Source organism: Blautia sp. St.27G3 (assembly GCF_059728505.1).
Window position 1 is genome coordinate 545,213 of the sequence record NZ_BAAGFO010000003.1, and the last position, 19,971, is coordinate 565,183.

At 47.2% G+C, this 19,971-nt stretch carries 8 protein-coding genes; all 8 read right to left on the reverse strand.

Going from position 1 to position 19,971, the window contains the following annotated elements:
• Positions 1-12: 12 nt before the first annotated feature.
• The gene (locus AC6I2O_RS16690) at positions 13-3,516 is read right to left on the reverse strand and encodes a transglutaminase domain-containing protein (protein ID WP_497743291.1); all 3,504 of its coding nucleotides are present in this window, start codon (positions 3,514-3,516) and stop codon (positions 13-15) included.
• Between the two features lie 22 nt (positions 3,517-3,538).
• Positions 3,539-4,480 (reverse strand): AAA family ATPase, encoded by a 942-nt coding sequence (locus tag AC6I2O_RS16695; protein ID WP_120392777.1) that lies wholly within the window; start codon positions 4,478-4,480, stop codon positions 3,539-3,541.
• A 19-nt stretch (positions 4,481-4,499) separates the two neighbouring features.
• Positions 4,500-5,348 (reverse strand): class C sortase, encoded by an 849-nt coding sequence (locus tag AC6I2O_RS16700; RefSeq protein ID WP_497743292.1) that lies wholly within the window; start codon positions 5,346-5,348, stop codon positions 4,500-4,502.
• Between the two features lie 134 nt (positions 5,349-5,482).
• Positions 5,483-7,474: a SpaH/EbpB family LPXTG-anchored major pilin gene (locus AC6I2O_RS16705; protein WP_120392937.1), complete on the reverse strand. Its 1,992-nt coding sequence runs from the start codon at positions 7,472-7,474 to the stop codon at positions 5,483-5,485.
• Between the two features lie 100 nt (positions 7,475-7,574).
• On the reverse strand, positions 7,575-14,951 hold the full coding sequence (locus AC6I2O_RS16710; RefSeq protein ID WP_497743293.1) for a fibro-slime domain-containing protein: 7,377 nt from the start codon (positions 14,949-14,951) through the stop codon (positions 7,575-7,577).
• Between the two features lie 27 nt (positions 14,952-14,978).
• Entirely contained in the window at positions 14,979-16,646 is a 1,668-nt protein-coding gene (locus AC6I2O_RS16715) for an extracellular solute-binding protein (RefSeq protein WP_497743294.1), read from the reverse strand.
• A complete protein-coding gene (locus AC6I2O_RS16720; protein ID WP_497743295.1) occupies positions 16,625-18,343 on the reverse strand; it encodes a cache domain-containing sensor histidine kinase in 1,719 nt (572 codons plus the stop codon). Before AC6I2O_RS16720 ends, AC6I2O_RS16715 begins: the two co-directional genes overlap by 22 nt.
• On the reverse strand, positions 18,327-19,853 hold the full coding sequence (locus tag AC6I2O_RS16725) for a response regulator (RefSeq protein ID WP_497743296.1): 1,527 nt from the start codon (positions 19,851-19,853) through the stop codon (positions 18,327-18,329). Before AC6I2O_RS16725 ends, AC6I2O_RS16720 begins: the two co-directional genes overlap by 17 nt.
• Positions 19,854-19,971 lie beyond the last annotated feature (118 nt).

Consider the following 19,971-nt stretch of genomic DNA (forward strand, 5'->3'; position numbering starts at 1 on the left):
GGGGTTTTCCACTTATACTTCCATGAAATATTTTATCCTTTTTCGGACAGGCAACTTCTTTCTCAGCTTTCTTTGACTTGCCTGATACAAGTTCTGCATATGATCTGCATCAGTCTGTGTCAGCTCCTGTCCGCCGAAACTGGCTTCCAAAATTAATATTTTAAAGGCTGCCAATTCTTTTTCTGTCATAGCTTCATATATTTGCGCAAAATATTCCGGTAGCATCTTGTTTTCCATGATGGAATATTCCTCCGGCATTCCCGCATACACAAGAAGTCTGTATAAAGAGCGATACAAGGCCAAAATACGCTCCCTTGGCTCCAGCCCAACGCCAAGCCTGTGCTTCCTTGCCTTTCTCAGCCTGCAAATACTCCACCCTGCCAGTGCCGTTAGCGCAACCGACAGTATTCCTGCCGCGATTCCGATCCAGTTTTTTGCTATATACTCTGCAATCTGTCCTGCTGCCGACGCTTCTTTCCCTGCTCGTACATTTTCTGTTTCATCTTCCGAGCCCTCTGTCGGTTCCTGCACACCCTCTTCCTGCATATAAAATTCTTCCGAAAGCTCTGCCTCCATACCCGGAGTCACCTCCACAGGCATCCATCCAAGAAACGGCTGGTAAATTTCCGTCCACGCATGCGCATTGTCATCCTGCAAGACAGCCGACCAAGATCCATCCTCATTTTCCGTAAAAATCTCTTTGGGCGCCACATAACCAACGACATACCTGGCAGGTACTCCGCACAGACGAAACATGATTGTTGCCGCTGCCGCAAAATGCATGCTATACCCCTCGCCCGTTTCATACAAAAAATGTTCCACAAAATCTGCTCCCTCCGGAAGCGCATCCACATCCAGCTCAAAATTACAGGATGTCATCAATACTTTCAGAATGTACTGCCTGATTTCTGCAATTTCATCTGCAATTTCCCAGGCCGGACGCTGTAAAGACTGTTCTAGATCCCATTTATTCTCTTCTACTGCTTTTTCACACGCTTCTTTCAGACGGTCGATCCCTTCCTCTGGGGTCTCCAAACCACCCTGTTCACAATAGGCCCGGTACTGCGCTTCTACACGATCAAGAACACTGTCTCCGTTCCCCGCATCGCGCCTTGCCTCCATCGCTTCCCGATAACTCTCTCTCCAATAACAGGGAAATACATCATCCTGAATAGTCTGACCGCCAGTATAACCATCGCCGCCGTATATCTGATAGTTGTCATTCAGGAAAGAAAGATATGGCACATAGGTGTATGCCGTATTTGCGTTCAGATTTTCGACAGAAATTGTGTTTGCTGTTGTCTGCAAACCCTCTTCCTTTCCATTATCTGTCGATGTGCTCTGTTTTTCCGCGCTGTTTTCCACGGGCTCTGTCTCTCCGAAATTCTCATAATACATCATCCGCAAAAATGGCAGATTCTGCACATAAACAGAAGAATTCCCCTCTGTATTCCATGAAACGGACGCATTCTGAAAACGTTCTGCGCTTCCGGTTTCAAAACGATTCCCCGTATACTGTTCTCCTATATATCCCTTCAGATAGACCGTTTCCCTCGGTTTCTGGCTGCTCGTCACACGAAGAGCTTCTGTTCCGCTGAAAAAATAACCGTCTACTGCGCCAAGTACGCCGTTTTCAACGCCTCCTCCAATTCCTTCGACAGACATCTGAAGCCTTCCTCCGGATATTTGCGGAAGCAGGCGCCATACAGACTGAAGCAATTTTGTCTCCAGCTTGGCTGCCCTTTTCGAAAATCCGTTTTCCGGAATCTTACCTGCTGCCTGCATCATACCCCAAGACGGCAAAGAAATACCGATTGCAAGCATCCCTGCAAAAACAGCCACACTCCACCCCGGCACAAGGCTGCGCGATGCTGCAAAAATAACGAACATTCCGATACATACAAAATACAACCAGACAAAATCCGGTTGTCCTCCTGCCGCCACCGACACAGCCAAAACAGGAAACAAAACAGATAAAATCAAAGCAAAATAAGGCCGCCTTACCATTCCGGCCGCTAAAATACCGTTCACAGGAAAAAGAACTGCAAGCAAAAATGCTGTGCCATCTAGCTTTGTCCCGCTGTAAAACATGGACAGGTTGCCGTCATACACGTAATTAATCCTGCGCACTACCGTATCCGCCACCCAGTAAAATCCCCGCTCAATTTCGCTTTGAAAAAGAAAACAGACTGCCCCATACAGTACAAGCAGAAACAAAGACACTAAAACACGCACAGATCCATCCAGACGTCCTTCCAGAAAGAACCATGTAAAAAAGGTACTCATAATCAGAACTGCTGTTATCAGAACTGTATGCACAGCTTCCACCTCGAAAGCAGAAAGAAAAATACCCAGAAGAAGCAAACTAAAGGATGCTACCATAAAAAACGACATGAAAATAGACTCCCTGCGTCTTTTCGGGCGTTTTTCGTCCGGAATATACCTTTCTTGCGCAATGTCGATCTGCATCCGGTTTCTGTGTTCAGCTTCTGCTTCTCCCGATCCTTCCAACACAACGGTGAACGGCGTTCCCTCCGGAAAAGTCCCGTATTCTTCCAGCCAGGCATTGATTTCACCCGCACCGTGATGTGGCACTGCCCCCAGCAGCGCTTCCAGCGCACGGTACAGACTTTCCTCTGACTCCACGCGCTCCATATTCACTGCCTGCTCTGCACTGGAATACCACAAAATCTCGCACGGCTGATTATTTTCGAGCAGACCTGCCGCAAATGCTCCGATCCGTTCATAAAAAAGATCGCGCGCTTCCAGTGTAACTGCTTCCGGATGCTCGCAGGAACTGTCCGCGACAATCATCTGCGCGGTTTTGGCTGCTGTGCTGAACTCCTTTACAAGCAGATCATTTTCCTTGGCACTGAGCTTCCAGTGCACCATACGCAGTGTGTCTCCCCTTTGGTACAGACGCGTATCACAGACTTCCTGTGTGTCCCTTTCTGAGCCCGTCACGTTTTCTTCTGCGCTTGCCATCGTTTCCGTTACACAACGTTTCCCTGGAAGCGCTTCCGGGCAAATACGCGGGAGTACAGAAACAAGCCTGCTGCCAGGCAGCCGCGTTCCCTTTGCTGACCACAGGCCGATATAATCAAAAATTCTGATTTCTGTTACAGACAGTTCCAGTACACCGCAGTGCTCCGGTGTAAGTGTCGTCTGCCATGCATCTGTGCCACGGCCGGCTGCGCCGGTTCTAACCAGAATGGGCATCCGATTTTCATTTTGGATATCACGCAAAACCAGCCAGGCTTTCAGTTCTCCCACTGGAAATCTTGTTGGATTTGTCACCTGCAGCTGTACCCGCAGTTCACTGCCTCTTTGTATGACAGAATCTGACAGTGACAGCGAAACACTCAGTTTTTTCACAACAGAATGCACCCAGAGTGCCATGGCTGCTGCAAAAAAAAACTCAAAAGCGAGCAAAAAATATAAAAACTGAGATTTGCGTGTCACAGCCAATGCAGCAGTCACTGCAACCAACAGGCCATACCCTACTTTTCGCTTCATTTTGTTATGTTTTCTCTCCTTTTTATTGCTTCTCCGGGCGAGGCGCCTTGACAGATTCCAGAATTTCTTCGATGATCTGCTGCACACTGCCGTGGTTCAGTTTGGCTTTTGCACTGCATCTCATACGATGCGCGGCTGCATCCGGAAAAACCGACCTTACATCCTGCGGCAATACAAACGCCCGGCCTTCCATATAGGCGGACGCTTTTGCAAGTCTTGTAACCGCCAGCGCGCCGCGCGTGCTAAGTCCAAGAGAAAGCATCTCATGTCGCCTCGTCGCATTCACAAGCTGTATGATGTATTCGCAAACAGATCGATGAATATAGATCTGAGCCGCCTCATTCTGCATCTGCTGCAATTCCTTCGCATCAATAACCGGCGAAATCTGTCCCAGCGGACGTGTTTCCGACTGTGTCATTAAAATTTCCAGCTCGTCATCCGGAGACGGATATCCCATTTCAATGCATATCATAAACCGGTCAAGCTGAGATTCCGGCAAAGTCTGGGTTCCGGCAGAACCGATCGGGTTTTCCGTCGCAATTACAATAAACGGAGACGGAACTACTCTTGTCACACCGTCTACCGTAACAGTTCCCTCCTCCATTACCTCAAGAAGCGCAGACTGTGTCTTGGCTGATGTACGATTGATCTCATCTCCAAGAAACAGATTGCACATAGCAGCTCCCTGCTGATATACAAACTGATCTTTCTCTTTTACATACATCGAAAAACCGGTGATATCTGAAGGAAGTACATCCGGAGTAAACTGCACGCGATTTTGTTGTAAATTCATTGCCTTGGCAAACGCAAGCGCCATTGATGTTTTCCCAACTCCCGGAATATCTTCGATCAAAATATGTCCCTGGGCAAGAATCGCCATCATTACTTTTCGGATGCAGTCATCCTTTCCGAGAATCACCCGACGAACCTGCTCCATAACCTCTTCCGTTTTTCTATTTCCCATACCTTCCGTTATCCCTTTCTCACTTTTTTCTACGACGGTGCTTTTTCCAGATCAGCACCAAAATTAAAAGAAATTCCACACCGGCAACGCCTGCCATCATAATCAAAAACCACGGCCACACATCAATCAAACGGCGCGCCATCGCCGCAGGCTGTACCTGCGATACGGTTCTGCTGTTTTCCTCTCCAGTATATTCGATTCGGTGGCCGCGCACTAGCAGACGGTGCGTATTGATCGAATAAGGGGTACACGTAACCAGTGTTACGTAATCCTTCCCCTCTACGATGTCCAGCTCAGACGTATCCTCCGGGTCCACCACAAGAATCTGATCCACTTCATATGCAAGTACTTCATCCAGCACATGCAGATAAAAGGTATCCCGCTCCTTCACCTCACCCATCCGCGTAAAAAGTTCCGCACTCGGAAGGCCCCGGTGGCCTGTCAAAACGCTGTGCGTTCCCTCGCCGCCAAGTGGAAAAGATGTCTCTTCAATATATCCGACCCCTTTTTCCAGAACCTCATTGCTCGTTCCGTAATAAATCGGGAGATTCACGTCAATGACCGGCACGGTCAGATACCCGATGATTGTTCCCGCATCAATCATATCAACGTAACTCGTTCCATTTTCCTGTATTTCTCCGGCTGTCTCACGTATGACTGCATGCCCTAGCTGCTCATTGTACTGACGCATCGCCTCTTTTGCAGCGTCAATTTGCTCCTGTTCCATGGCCTCGACCTGCTCGCTGTAATCCACAATTGCTTCCGAAGCGTTGCGCTGCGCCAGCATATTGCTGATCATCGGGTACGCTGCCAGTCCCACGCCCGAAAAAATCAAAATCCCACTGAAAATAGGAATAAGCTTTCTCATCTCCGGCTCCTTTCGTTTCCCAAATATTCTGAAAACAGTTTCAGGCATTTATACGGAAGGGGCTGTCGCAAAGCATCCCGGCCTTGCAGCAGCCCCCCTGGTATAAATGCCTCAAAGGGCTTCCTTCCGTTTTTTTATTTCGAAGTTTTCTTTTTTGCAGCCAGAATCAGAAGCAGACCTGCGAGTGCAAGTGCGATACCGCCAACCATAAAAATCACGGTACCCATGCCACCGGTTGTCGGAAGCATAAAGCCCTTCCGGTTTACAACCGTCTGTGTCTCATATCCGTCTTTTCCTGTTGTATCATCCGTTTCTGTAAAGGTGGTCTGCTCTGCGTGAATCTCATGCTTTACAAGCGTCTTTACGCCATCTTTTACCGTCCATTCCCAAGTCTCTGTCATAGATGTCGTATAAGCCACCTTCAGCTCCACCTGTACCGGAGCATTGAGGAGATTATACCCTTCGTTTGTCTTTGTCTCCACAAGATAATACGTTCCGTTTGCAAGACCGGTTTTGGAAATCGTTCCGTCTTCCGTTGTCGTAAGTGTATCCAGTTTCTTCCATGTTTTTGACGCATCAAGTCCGGCATTTTTTACTTCCTCAGCAGTTGCCGCATCTGCTGTTCCTGCTTCTACTTCCTGGTACAAATCAAACACAACGCCTTCCAAAGGCACATTGTTCTCGCCTGTTTTGTTGATGTTCAGTTTGAAGGTGTATACAACGGTGTGATCTTCAATCTTATCTTTGCCTGGCTTTTCGTCTGGATTCTCCGGTGTATTCGGATTGTCCTCGTCATCCTGGTCCGGGAAAATCTCATTTGAATACTCCAGTTTTGCCTCGTTCGGATTTCCTGCCGTCGTTGTAACTGCAGTGTCAAGCAGTGTTGCATGATACGTGATCGCAAGCTGTTTGCCTGCATATGCTCCCATAGACTCCGGATGGAATGTGATCACAAATCCATTTCCATTTTCACTCACTGTATAAACCGTTTCAGAAACTGCCGTGCCCTCTGATACGATTTCAATGCTTTCTGTATTATCTTTTAAGTTTGTCGGAGTATCGGTCACCGTAAATTCTTTCAGTTTTGCGATATTGGCCGGAACATCCACGGTTACACGATACGGAATACTGTCTCCAACGTTGTAGTCAGAATCCTGTTTCCACGTTCCTTCTGTTCTGTCCTGCACCTCTTTTTTCAGATCCGGCTTTTCATTTTTTACCGGAATCGTTATGGACTCAGCGGTCGTTCCAAGATAAGATACCTGACCATCCTGTGTGATTTCAAATTCATAGGCAGTTGCTCCATCCATAATATAGCCGTCGTTGTTTCCGCGGGACGTCTCAATAAAGCGATAGGTTCCCTGTGTCAGGCCGTCCACTGAAAGCAATCCGTTTGCCGCAGTCGTCAGATTCAGTGCATCTCCTGTGTTATCGCCTGCCGCGCCGCCTTTTTTCGTGATATTTTCCCAACGCCCTTCTGCATTCTGTTTCTGAAGTACGAAGGTAACGCCTGCCAGTTTCACGTTATTCACACCTGTTTTTTCAAGCTTTACTTCGCCGTATTTCGTGCCGTTTTTCGGGAACGTGTGCACGTCGTACAACCAGTCTGCGCCATCTACCGTCGTCATCGGAATCGACACCAGAAACGGAGCCATCACAGAGGTAACAGCCGCCGGTTTTGTCGTTTCGATCACAACATAAAATCCGAGTTCGAGATTTTCAAACGAAACAATACCATTCCCTCCTGTTACTTGCTCAGGAAGTGCCGTCGCAGCATACTCTGACTTGATTGCGCCATTTTCAACGAAAGTACCGATACTGGGAAGCTCTGTGCTCTGTGACCCGTAATACGTCTCAAATGCACTGACATCTGCCACTTTGTAGATCGTAAAGCCTGCTCCGGCAAGAGGGTTGGCGCCTTCTGGCACCTCATCGTTTGCAGCTCCTGTTCCGTTTATTACTTCTTCGCCATTGTACTCATATTTGTGAATGGTCAGGCTACCTTTTTTTGTTGTATCAATCGTTGCCGGTGTCGTCTGTTCTGCTGCAAAAGACGTCAGTCCCGTCGATGACAGTACCATAGCTGCACCGATCACTCCGGCCAGCAGTTTTTTCAGTTTTATCATACTTATTCCTCTCTTTCTTTTACACAGCAACCATCTGGCGCTGTGTAAATATCTTGTTTTTGCTCTTCCTTATCTGAGCTGATCTATCTGTAACCTGGCGTCAGGAGGCTGTTCCCTCCTTTCTTCGCCGTCTTAACAGATACATAAGAATGGCTGTGCCTGAAAGAATCAGGCCTGCAAATATAAGAATGTAGCGACTCCAGCTTCCTGTTGCCGGAATCTGAAATTTTCTGCGGTTCTGCACCGTGATCGTCAGTACATTTTCCTGATCTGTCTCAAATGGTACTCCGTCTACCGTACAGGTTCCTCCCGGTGTCCGGTCAAGTACGATAGCAATCGGCGCTTTTAAAAGACTGTAGCCTGCTGCCGTTTTTATTTCCGTCAGACGGTACACACCATCTTCGAGCCCGGAAAATACTGCCATTCCATCCGCCCCGGTTGTCAGATCTGTTCCGATTTGCGTATAGATCTTTCCGTCCTCAGAGGCTTTTTCCAGCTTAAATACGACTCCGCCCAGTACCCGATCAGGATCTGCGGAATCTGTCTTTCGTATTTTCAGATCCGTAAGTGGCCGGTACGTATTCGTGATATCGTATACTGGCTCTGTCTGTCCCTGTTCTGTCACAGCTGAACCGCCGCTCCACAGGAACCTGGTATTCTCCACTTCCGTACCATCTACCATAAGTTCCACTACGCGATAAACGTACTCCTCCCGGCCGCTGCCTGTTCCGTTATATTTCGGTACATTCTGAAACAGAAATTTCCAGTCTGTATCATTACTCACAACCAGATCAGCGATCTCCCGATCCTGCATATCGCGTGCACGTTCATACGTGCTGTCTTCTGTCCCCGCGAGTTTTCGCTCCAGACGAAGTGTAATATTTGACGGAATCGCCTGTTCTGGAACAGCATTCCAAAATTTTGTACCGGCTATCTCTATTGATTCATTTACATCATTCGTAAATGTAAAGGCATCTGCCTCCGTGCCGTCCGCCACAATGCTTCCTGTCACCTCCTGTGACACAGCGTCCACGATTGCCCGGTCATTTCCTTCTGTTTTCACATCGATCAGTGTAAAACTGTCTTCCGCTTCTTTTATTTCGCGGATTGTATACTGTGTCCCCGCCGGAATTCCGGACAGTAACAGCGCATATTCGGCGCCTGCTTTTACACGGACCCTTTTTGTAATCGGAACATCCCCTTCCAGTTTCATGCCTGCAACATTGGAAAAGACAATCTCAAACGTATATTCTCTGCCGTCGTCCTGCTGGCCCTCCTGCAACAGCTTGCATATTCTGATATTTCCGAGCTTCAGTGTATTGATATACTTTACGGTTTTAACAAAGTAGTCTGTCAGGCTATTTTCTCTGCTGCCAAATAAAATCGACTGTTCCGGCCTTCTTGTCGGCAATTCCGGCGCTGATGCGTACGGTCCGGAGGATGTTCTTCCATCGTCGACAGACACACCGGTTCCGCTTTTTTCTTTCAGGCCATTCTCATACAAAATCCAGGCAGTGTCAAAAACGGAAGCATCCACATCCTCTGTAATACAGAGATAACTCTTTCGTCTGAACTGATCGCTGAATGTCACCTTGTCTCCATTTTTCAGATACACATGACCGTCTGTCATATGTGACGATCTGTCTGCTCCCTCACGTAGATACTCTGCTCCGTTTGCCTCCATCGGACTGCGCGACGCGACAGAACCGTAATCCGGTATCACCTTGTCATCCTTTGTAAAACCAGTACTCTTTGCGTATAGTGCCGGAGCCTTGATGTAAATATTATCCAGATAAATCTTCACCGCGTCATGGTATGCGAACTGAATCCTCCTGATAGTTCCGTAATCAAAAGAGGAGCCACTGACCTGTCTCAGTTTGTCAATGGAAATCTTCAGCGTTTTCCATGTCCTGTCTCCCATGCTACGGCTTGCACTGTCATATGCACAACCGGACGCCCATCCGCCAATCCGGTTTCCGTTTCCATCCACCAGGGCGATAAATGGTTCCGTTGCGGAAGATTCCGCATACGTATCCAGCTGTATATATCCGTATTTGCTTACCTGCTCTTCCACGCCTGTCAGGCTGACATTCACATCAATATAGATCGATCTTGCATCCGTTACGCTCTGTGGATCCAAATAATTCTTCCGGCCCGGATAATAATATTGCAGTACTTCACTTCGACCGCCTCCTGAGCCTACGGCGCATACTGCCGACCATTTTGCGTTTGCCAGGCTGGCGCTTGTACTGCCCGTAATCGAATCAGCCACCCTCATGACCGCAGGCTGTACGCTGTCCACTCCCACCTCCGGCCCGCTTGCAACAAGATTTTTTACGGAAACAGGAAACTCTATGTTATTCAAAGACTGTACCGCGGAACTGAACCAGGCGTTCACTCCCCGCGGAATGACAACCTCTTTCTCAATCTCCAGTTCATTTGACTGCGGAAAATTGAAAGTGATTTTCATGTTTGATTCCCATAGTCCCCGCTCCATATAAAACATGGTCAGCGTATGCTCTTTGGAACTGTCTAGCGGCGTGAAAGAATAGTCTGCGCCAAGGCAGTCCCAGCCGCCATTTGTGGTCGTCGTGGCCTTACATTCATGAAAATCGATTTTTCCGTCAACTGCACCGTGATCGCCGCCAATATCAAGTACAAGCTGTCCGTCAATGTAAATCCAGATATCATCATCACCGGAAAACTGGAACACGATATTCTCTTTCTTTCCGTTCATTTCTACCTGGCCGTCAGACGTCATATAAAACGGAATATCCAGACGCGCGCCAAACGCATAATTCAGCTTTTCCGTTTTTCCGGATTCTGCCGTTCCATTGAACGGAAAGAAGTTTGAGTTCGCTGTCACTGACGTACTCGTATATCCATGTACTGCATTTTTTTCACCGACCCTGTCCAGGAAATAACTTCCGCTCGGGTCAAGCTTCATGCGCAGTGTCTGCGAGGAATCATAACTGTTAAATTCCCAGTACCCGCTGCTGTTTTTCACAAAAGGAAACGCAACCTCCGGAAAAACATATCCGATGTTCGTTCCGAGCAAATTATTACCCCGCAGAAAGCTTTCGTTAAAGTAAGGAGCTGCAATCCCGCCGATGGTAAGCTGGCCGTCCGCACCCAACGACTGATCGGCAAGTCCCTGTCGGGCACCTGCTTTTCCATTTACCCGATTTGGTTCTCCGTTGTTATTCTCCCATATAAATCGATTCAAATCAGAAGTCGCGGCCTGCGTAAATTCGCCAAAATAAAGTGGACTCTGCCTGCCGTTCCCGGTCACGAGCTCCGTTCCTGCAAAGTAATCAGAAATTGCTGCATTAAAGTTTCTGGCCTGGAGTTTATCTTTGCTCCCTGGCGCATGATCAAAGCCATTCAGGTCTTTTCGATTTCTTCCACTTAATTCCTCATCCGAGTAATAATCGTAAAACGTCGATGTAATATACAGTACATTGGGATCTCGTTCAAACCTGCCAACCGGTATATGCAAACTGGAATCTCCGTCTGAACCGTACCTGGTGAGTGATACGTGGCGCCGTACCTGCTCTTCAATCCAACCTCCTACCCATGCATTCAGCTCTGCCGTATCATACATGGCGGCCGCAGCCTGAATATCCTCACGGCTGACCAGAATCGTTTTGTTTCCTTCTTTTGTGCTATTGCGCTCACAGATATAAAACCCGTCATATTCCTCACTGTATAAGTCAAATTCAAAAATATACGGATTATCCTGCGAACCGTCAATCGGCCAAATCCTGCCCGTGTCGCTTCCATTTTTGGTATATACGATTTGTATACCCTTGCTGAAGTCATGGCGTACATACAACTTTGCCCCATGGATCTTCGGCACGTACGCTACCCACTCCACACCGTCATAGCACGGTTTTGACGTATAAAAATCCAATATCGGTTCTGCCGGAATCGCCATCTGTTCCTCTTTCGAGACCTCTGAAGCGTCCACAAACTGGAACGTAGTATCAGGAAGCACATACGCGTCAAAATTATAAGAATAAATCTTAGTTTCTCCCGCGCAAAGTATCATTTCCTGGTATCTGACTGCACCGTCCGGATCAGTTATCTTCACAACCGGTGTATCTATTCCGTCTATATCCGTCGTATCAAGATAGACCCGCTTGCCGGAAAGCTGTGACTGCGCAAACAGTACTTCCGTGATCGTATAGTATTCTTTGCCTTTATCATCCCCACTGTCTGACCAGTAACTCCCGGCAGCTGTAAACAGCTTGCCTTTCAGTTCTGAAACTGTTTTTGACTGTGCCTTGTAAAAGTGATTCGTATTGTTTGCAGACCAGTTATCTGCATATCCGAAGTTGGCACTGCACGAATCCTTGTTTCCTTTCTCGTCAAGATTCCAGGCATAAACCTGCTCCACTCCCGGATTCTCCGAGGACGATTGCAGCCACAATGTCGGATTTTCATGAATACTGCAATATAAAACAGCTTTACTGTTCCAGTCTGTATTATTTTTGGTAAAATCTTTCGTATCCAAAAGCACATACCCCGGATGTTCCTCCAGGAACTGTTTTAAGATCTTCGTTTCCTGCGGAGTAAACCTGCTGCCTCCCTGCGCCTGCGGAGCTCTCGCAGCGCTCCACGTCATTGTTTCCTGCGCCTGTGCGGCAAGGACATTGACTGCCATCATCTGAGGGTTTTCAGGATTTTCATATACAGGAGCGGCTTCTGCAGGAGTGCCTGTTTCATACCCAGACGTGGCTTCTGCAGTAATACCTGCCTCATACTGAGGTACATTTTCGGAAATTATGCTTGCCTTATGCTCCGGTATCATGTCTGCTGTGGCTTCCTGCTCACCTTCAGCCTGATTCTCTGTAACAGTCTCTAAATTCTCCTTTGTCTGGTTTTTGCCTTCACTCTCCCAGTCCGTCTGCGATTCCTTTTGCTGAACTTTATCTCCAGCCGCTTCGGATAAAACCGGAAGATACTGCAACGCCTCCGCATCAATCAAGACCTGTTTTTCATATGTATTCGCACCCGTTGTATACGTAACTCCAACATAAAAATCTGTGCTGCTCCCCGCCGGAAGATTGAATTGCAGATAATCATCCGTAATCGCTTCTGTATCGCTGTCTGTCTCCTGTACCCTGGACACAACCAGAGGTTCTGTACCAGTCTGCGTCTGCACCGCATCGGCCAGCGTGACATTCTGCGAAGGTTGTGCTTCTTCTGCCTCTTCCTTTGAGCGGAACACCGCTGTCTGCACGTCCGCTGCCGGTACCTTCACTCCCATATCCACTAACCGAAGTTTTACAACACTGTCATACGCTGCATCCGGCTGTATATCTTCTGCTCGAACATGCACGAGATACGCCTGACCGGACACTGCCGTGTCTTTCGCTTCCTCCGCAGACGGCTCCGATTCTTCTGGCTCCTCTGATTGTGAAGCTCCGGCAATGTTCTGTACTTCATCCTCTAAAAGGATTTCTGCCTCATAGTCCTCTGGAGCGTCATCCTCCTGCCAAAGACTATCATCTGCTTCCTGTCCATCCTGTAGTGCTTCTGTTTCTTCCAGTTCCTTGGTCAGTGTAATCCGTACGCTTGATCTTATTGGTTTTTCTTCCCTCTGCTCTCCCGCTGTTTCGGATTCTGTTTCGGATTCCGTTTCTGACTCCGACTCTGTTTCTATTTCTGACTCTGTTTCTATTTCTGACTCTGTTTCTGTCTCAGCCTCACTTTCTGTTTCCTCAAGCAAACTGCTTTCTGACTCGGTCTCTGTTTCAGTTGAAGTCTCCGTTTCCGACTCTGTCGTTGTTTCTGTTTCTATTTCGGTCGAAGTCTCTGTTTCCGACTCCAGCGTTGTTTCTGTTTCTATTTCGGTCGAAGTCTCTGTTTCCAACTCCGTCGTTGTTTCTGTTTCTTCCTCTGTCCAAGTCTCTGTTTCCGGCTCCGTCGTTGTTTCCGTTTCTTCCTCTGTCGTTGTTTCCGTTTTTTCCTCTGTCGTAGCCTCTGATTCTGGCTCTGGCAAAGCCAAGTTTTCTGTCTCTGTCGCTGCAAAAGTCTCTCGCTCCGATTCTGCTTCGCCGGAAACAGTTACATGAAACGTTTCCATCTTGTATGCATCATCTGCCTGATAAGTGTGTGCCAGATATGCCTCTCCCGCTTCACCTGCTTCCAGCCGTACAATCGCGCCATCTGTCTCCATAATCGTAATCGGCCCATTTTCCAGAACGCCCCAGGAATGATCTTCCCCCTCGGCCCCTGCAATCCAGGATTCACTGCCAGCGGTCATTGCCGCTTCATAAAATTCCTGCACATAGGAATCCCAGACCAGAGTCATTTCATGGTCCGATTGTTTGTCTGTATCACCCCTGTATAAAATATTCTGCGGAATTCCATCTATCTCCTGCACAGCCTTTGCCTTTGCATCCAGACTGTAGGTCTCTTCCCCGGACATCCCATACACAAAGGCAACTGAAAATTCTGCCTGGCCGGCTGCAGGAAGTGTAAATGTAAGGTAATCCTCTGCTACGATCTTCTTGCTATTTTCGTCAAGAATGTATTCTCCCTTTTCATTTTTCTGGTATTCCTGATCGCGTACGATTTCCAGATCTTCTGTGCCATTTAGTGCCTTTTTCAGCTTCACCGACGGAAGTTCCTGTTTCTTGGGCAAATGCTCCACATATGTTTCAAACGGCAGCGCAGTAACACACTCTGGAGGACGCTTTGTTTTCTTATCTGTGAGATAAATTTTTACTTGCGCTTCGCCCGATGACTTCTGGCTGATATCCCGGATCGACACATGCATCCACTGTACATTTTTCTGCTCTGGTGAAAAAATACAGTTCTGAACCATATCTTTTTCCTGCGTAAGGCGGATGTCCACCGTCATTCGTTCCTCTTCCGTTCGCTGCTGCGTTTGATAGGTAACCTCACCGCCACCTCCGGCCGCACGCTCTGCCTCTGCCTCCGGCACAATTTCACTGCTCTCTATCGTGATCTCAGGAAATCCTTCTCCACCTAAATCCAAAAGGTCTGTGCTTTCTAAAAAGTTTCCGTCAGGATTGGTTCTTTCCCCATCCGTTTGTATCTCCGGCATTTCTTCATCCAGTAGTATGCCATCTGCCTCCGCAGCACTGGCAAATTCGTGAAATCCGGCCGGTAAACGGTAAATACTGCCTGTATTCATCAGCATTGCAGCACTCGCCGTAAATGCGATCACCTTTTGCCATTTCCGGTTTCTCATACGCTCACCTTCCCGTCTGCTTTCTTCTTTTTTCCTCTTTTCATCGGCCTCATCTACACTGTTCAAAGCTCTGATGCGCATGCACCAGGCCCACAACAGTCTGTCGTCCTTTTTATTATAGGCAGGAATATTTTTACCCGAAATATGACTTTTCCAAGAAATATATAACAAATCACAGAAAAAAGGAGACTGTCCTTTTTCCAGACAATCTCCTTCCAATCCAATTGATCCTATGAGTTTCTGCTTTTTCAAAAAACGTATATCCTATCGCCACGCCATTTATTGCCGCCCATCCCGGATTCGCTCATACTTTTTCTGCGCCTCCTGCTGCGCATGCTTCCCTCCGCGTGCATACCACTGTTCCACCATTACTTCAAAAGCAGAAGAAGAATATTCACCTATAATAATTTTCAGCATGTATTCATTCTCATACTCTTTCCATTCATCTGAAACAATTCCCTTAAATCCCTGCGTATATCCCTCATTCACATACTCAATTTCATGCTCCATCAGCAGGCTCACCGCTGTAATACGGGACGTATAAGCCGCCCAGTTCGTTGAACTTTTTTCGCCGTCAAGATACCCCTTGCATGCATTATAATAGCCTTTTTCAAGTGTATTCAGTTCCGAGGAATCCTTTTCTCCGCATAATACACTTTGGAGCTGCTCCGTCACCCGGAAAATGGCATCGCTGTAATCACAGTTGATCACAAGCGGCGTCGCAGACGGATCAATCCCATTTGCAAAATAATTCTGAATTGCCACAGCATCCGAATCCTCATACCTGGCATAATCATACAGAGCGCTGATTATCTTCATAACAATCTCCGGATGTTCATATCCTTTGCGCACAACGACAAATTTATCTGCCGCATATGGAAGATACGTTTGAACCGTTCCATCCTCATCGTTAGTCAGCAGATACGGCTGCCAGTCAGCCTCCGGGTCCTTGCGCACACTCTCTTCCAGGGGATTGTTCGGCGCCCACCACCATCCAAAAAAGGAACCGCATTTTCCTTCGCTGACCAGTTTTGCATTGTTATTTGTGGTGCGCAGCAGAAATTCCCGGTCTAAAATACCATTCTGATACCATTCGCGCAGCTTCTCTAATGCAGCCTTCGTCTCCGGCAAAACACTGCCATACGCAATTGTTCCGTCCTCTTTTTCCATCCAGATGCCCGGATATGCGCCAAATGCTGCAAACAGCGGAACGACATTGTAACATTTGCTCGTATCAGCCATCAACTGCCTGTCACACAGAAGACCAACCGTCTGCCCCTCGCCATTGTTTCCCGGGTCCTGTTCTACAAAAGCCTTGACAATCCTGCCCACGTCGTCGATTGTTTCCGGCACCTCCAGCCCAAGCTCATCCATCCAGTCTTTGCGCAGCCAGATAAAGTTCGCGCTGGAATAGATATCTGTCTCGGGAATCCCGTATATTTTGCCGTCAAAAGTCACCGCTGCAAAACGGTCATCTCCATAACTGTCATAAATCTCCCGTATTTTGTTGCTGAAACAGGTTTCATAATACGGCGTCAAATCCTCCACCATATCATACGCTACCATTGTGCTAAGCAGCTCTGCATCGTTGATCATCATTACATCCGGAAGCTCTCCGCCCGATACTGCAAGCGCCTCCAACGCACTGTAATTCGTCTCATCACCTTTCAGAATCAATTCGGTTTTTATATTCAGCAATTCCTGAAGATACCTTGTATAAACATTATCTTCATAGGAATCTCCGTCTTTCATACCTGAAGACGCGCTCACCTGTTTGCCCAGTGTATACGTCACGGTTTCCGGATACCGGCCGTACGGAGTTGTCTCAGCCATTTCCCATGTGTCTGCTGCCAAAACCTGTTGCCGCTCCGTCAGCATCCCCTGCAAAATACAGCCTGCAACCAGAAAAAGACACATTGCCAGACTTACTTTTCTGTCATGGCGCATAGCCCCACACTCCTTTCTTCCGGTATCTTTATGTAAATCTCCGTTCCTATTCCCTCACGGCTTGTAACACGGAACACATAATTCTTTCCATATAAAAGTGTAATTCTTTCTACAACATTTTTAATTCCATATCCCTTGCTGTTGTACTGCACAAGTGCATCTGCCTTTTCCTGTGTCATGCCCACACCATTGTCCCGTACAATAAGTACCATGGCATCCCCTTCTTTCCCGGCATACAAAGACAGAAGCTTGTCTCCCTCCTCCTTCAAATCCAGGCCATGTTCCAGCGCATTTTCCACAAGCGGCTGTAATACCAGCTTGGGCATCTGCCAGTTCATAATCTGTTCATCCAGATCCCACGCCACCTTAAAACAGTAATCATGCATGATCAGCTGAATATCGAGATATGCACGGATATTTCTGAGTTCCCCTTCTACTGTAATAATGCTGGAACCGCGGTTCAGTGTGGTTCTGTAAAATTCCGCCAGACGCAGCGTAATGCTGCTAACCTCATCCGCCCCTGCATCCAACGCTTTCCAGTTGATAATAGACAGGGAATTATACAGAAAATGCGGATTGATCTGTGCCTGAAGCGCTTTCATCTCCAGATCCCGCCTTGCAATTTTCTCGTTATATACGGCAATCTTCAATTCATCAAGACGAAGGACCATTCGATGAATGTTTTCCACAAGAGCGCCGATCTCATCCATGGCGCCATTGTACTGTTCCAGAACCGTTCTTCCCTTGTCTTCATTGGCTCCGATCTGGCTGACTGCCTTTGTCAGCTGACCGATCCGCTTCACCAACAACTTTGCCAGCAGAGCTGACATGACCACCGCATAAGCCAGGCAAAGGATCAGAATCAGGCTGCTGGATTTCAGTGTATCCAAAAGCGCGTCGCTGATTGCATACTTGGGGAGGTTACTGATCAGTGTCCAGCCCGTATATTCTATCTCTGATACAATCGCCGCATCCTGGCTTTCTTTTTCCGGCTGTCCGTACTTTTCCCCGATCCGTTTCTTGTCGCTGGAATACAAAATTCTTCCGCTATTCTCCAAAAGACTGACGCTTTCACCCGGAACAGTTACTACCCCGTCCAGACGTTCAAAAAACGTATCATAGTCAAAACTTGTAACCAGAACTGCTTTCATTTCCATATAGCGAGTCACTGGCCGGACATAATAAACGAGACAGTCATCCACAGATACGTGCCATGTTTCTTCCGGCTCTTTCCCATCAAAGCACTCCTGATACCACGTCTCTTTTTCAAGCTGATAAAAAGGCGCGATTGTCTCTCCGTGTTCTATATCTGAATTTTTCAGATAAATCGTTATACTTTGTATCATCGGATGATAGTACATATTGGTCTGCAAAAGCGGATCAACCGTATCGCGGCAGGCGCGGTACACTTCATACAGATTTCGCCCGTCAAACGCCAGAACATTTTGCAGATCCTCAATGGACAACATATAATCAATGACATGCTCGTACAGCTCAATCCGGCTGTCCAGCTCCTGATTGATCTGGCGCAACTGCGCCTCTTTTGACAGCTCTATGTTTGTATACACAAATCGCTCAGAGTCTGAATAAAACACAATCGCACACAAAAACAACGGAACTGCTGAAACAACCAGCATTGCCAGAAATACTTTGTATTGATATCTGAGATTTTTCACATGCTCAGCCAAGATCTTCATCTGTACTTACGCCCTTTCGGAACCGCTCCGGACTACAACCATAATATTCCCGAAAACTTTTTCCAAAATAAGAAGCGTTCGTAAAACCGACCTCCCGGCATATCTGGTTCACTTTCATACTCGTATTCTGTAAAAGATCCCTGGCCCGTTCCAGACGATAGGCACGAATAAAATGGCTCAGTCCTTCTCCTGTTTCCTTTTTAAAAATGTAACTCATATATCCTGGTGAAAGGAAGACCCCTTCACTCAGAATCTCAACACTCAGTTCCTCCGCATAATGTTCGTAGATATAGCTTTTCACCTTCTCCACATCGCTGCCCGCACTGCTCTGGTTTGCAAACATGATTTGCTCATAGTCATGAATATTTTCCTCAAGAATCTTCAAAATTTCCTGTATCGTGGTACACATATACAGTTTCTCTATGGTCTGATTACACTTTTCTGCTGAAAAACGCAGCTCCCGGTACAATGCTTTAATCACATTGGAGCAGGAAAACTTTACATAAATATGCGAAAAGCTCCCCACACTCTGCCATAGCTGCGAAAGCTTCTGAAAATGTTCCCACAGATGCTTGATATCTCTTAACCGGATATCTTCCTCCATCCACTCAAACAACTGAGCAACAATCTCATAATTATCTTTATCTTTGAGCTCCATAGCCGGAACAAAAACCCACAGATCCTGCCGATAAAAACGATTCTCCATCAAAGACTCTGTTTCCTGAAACGCTTCCGGCATCTTCAAACCATGCTGTAACGGACTGCTCACAGCCACATAGCATCCAACCCGAAACTGGCGCATCATATACTCATGGATATGCTGTGCCATAACCCGAAAATCTGCCTTTACACGCCCGTCAAACAACAGCATGGTCCGGCTGGCCTCCAGATTCAGATAATGAAACGGCAGCTTCAGCTCTTCTAAAAGCTTCCCTTGAAAGTCATCGCCGCATGTCTCAAAAAAATCTGTTATTGTCTCAATCAAAAGCATCTGTCTGACGCCCTGCCACCATTTCACATCAATCACATCTGCCGCCTCAGCCATTACCTCCGGCCGTCCTGTATAAATAAATTTCTGAAGAAAATACTCACCGAGAAAATCCTGATTTTTCCGGCGCAGCTCCGTACGATGTTCCCGCTCCTCTGCCAACTGCATTGCCTCGAGGAAAACTCGGCGCAGCTCTGCCGGGTCAATTGGTTTGAGTACGTAATCCTTTACTCCGCTTTTCATTGCGCTTCTGGCAAATTCAAAGTCACTGTACCCGCTGATAATGATAATTGCTGTGTCCGGGCTAATCTCTTTTGTTCGCTCCGCAACTTCCAGGCCAGTCATAAACGGCATTTTGATATCACAAAACAACAGATCCGGCTTATGTTCCTGTACCATCTGAAGTGCCTCTCTACCATTTGACGCTTCCAGCAGGTTTAATTCCATGGCCTCACGCCGCAGCAGTGTTTTTATTCCGTTTCTTTCAATTCTCTCATCGTCCGCAATCAAAATAGTTCTCACTGTGCTTCTCTCCAGATTCTTTTTTGAATATTATTACAATATTATACAAGTTTCCGTTATATATTACAAGCTCGCCTCCGGAAATTCGGTATTTTTTTCAATTCTTGTCACATTTTTT

Excerpts from the sequence above, each read along its gene's own strand:
- AC6I2O_RS16715 (WP_497743294.1), bottom strand. The coding sequence starts at position 16,646 with ATGCGCCATGACAGAAAAGTAAGTCTGGCAATGTGTCTTTTTCTGGTT.
- AC6I2O_RS16700 (WP_497743292.1), bottom strand. The coding sequence starts at position 5,348 with ATGAGAAAGCTTATTCCTATTTTCAGTGGGATTTTGATTTTTTCGGGC.
- AC6I2O_RS16720 (WP_497743295.1), bottom strand. The coding sequence starts at position 18,343 with ATGAAGATCTTGGCTGAGCATGTGAAAAATCTCAGATATCAATACAAA.
- AC6I2O_RS16705 (WP_120392937.1), bottom strand. The coding sequence starts at position 7,474 with ATGATAAAACTGAAAAAACTGCTGGCCGGAGTGATCGGTGCAGCTATG.
- AC6I2O_RS16695 (WP_120392777.1), bottom strand. The coding sequence starts at position 4,480 with ATGGGAAATAGAAAAACGGAAGAGGTTATGGAGCAGGTTCGTCGGGTG.
- AC6I2O_RS16690 (WP_497743291.1), bottom strand. The coding sequence starts at position 3,516 with ATGAAGCGAAAAGTAGGGTATGGCCTGTTGGTTGCAGTGACTGCTGCA.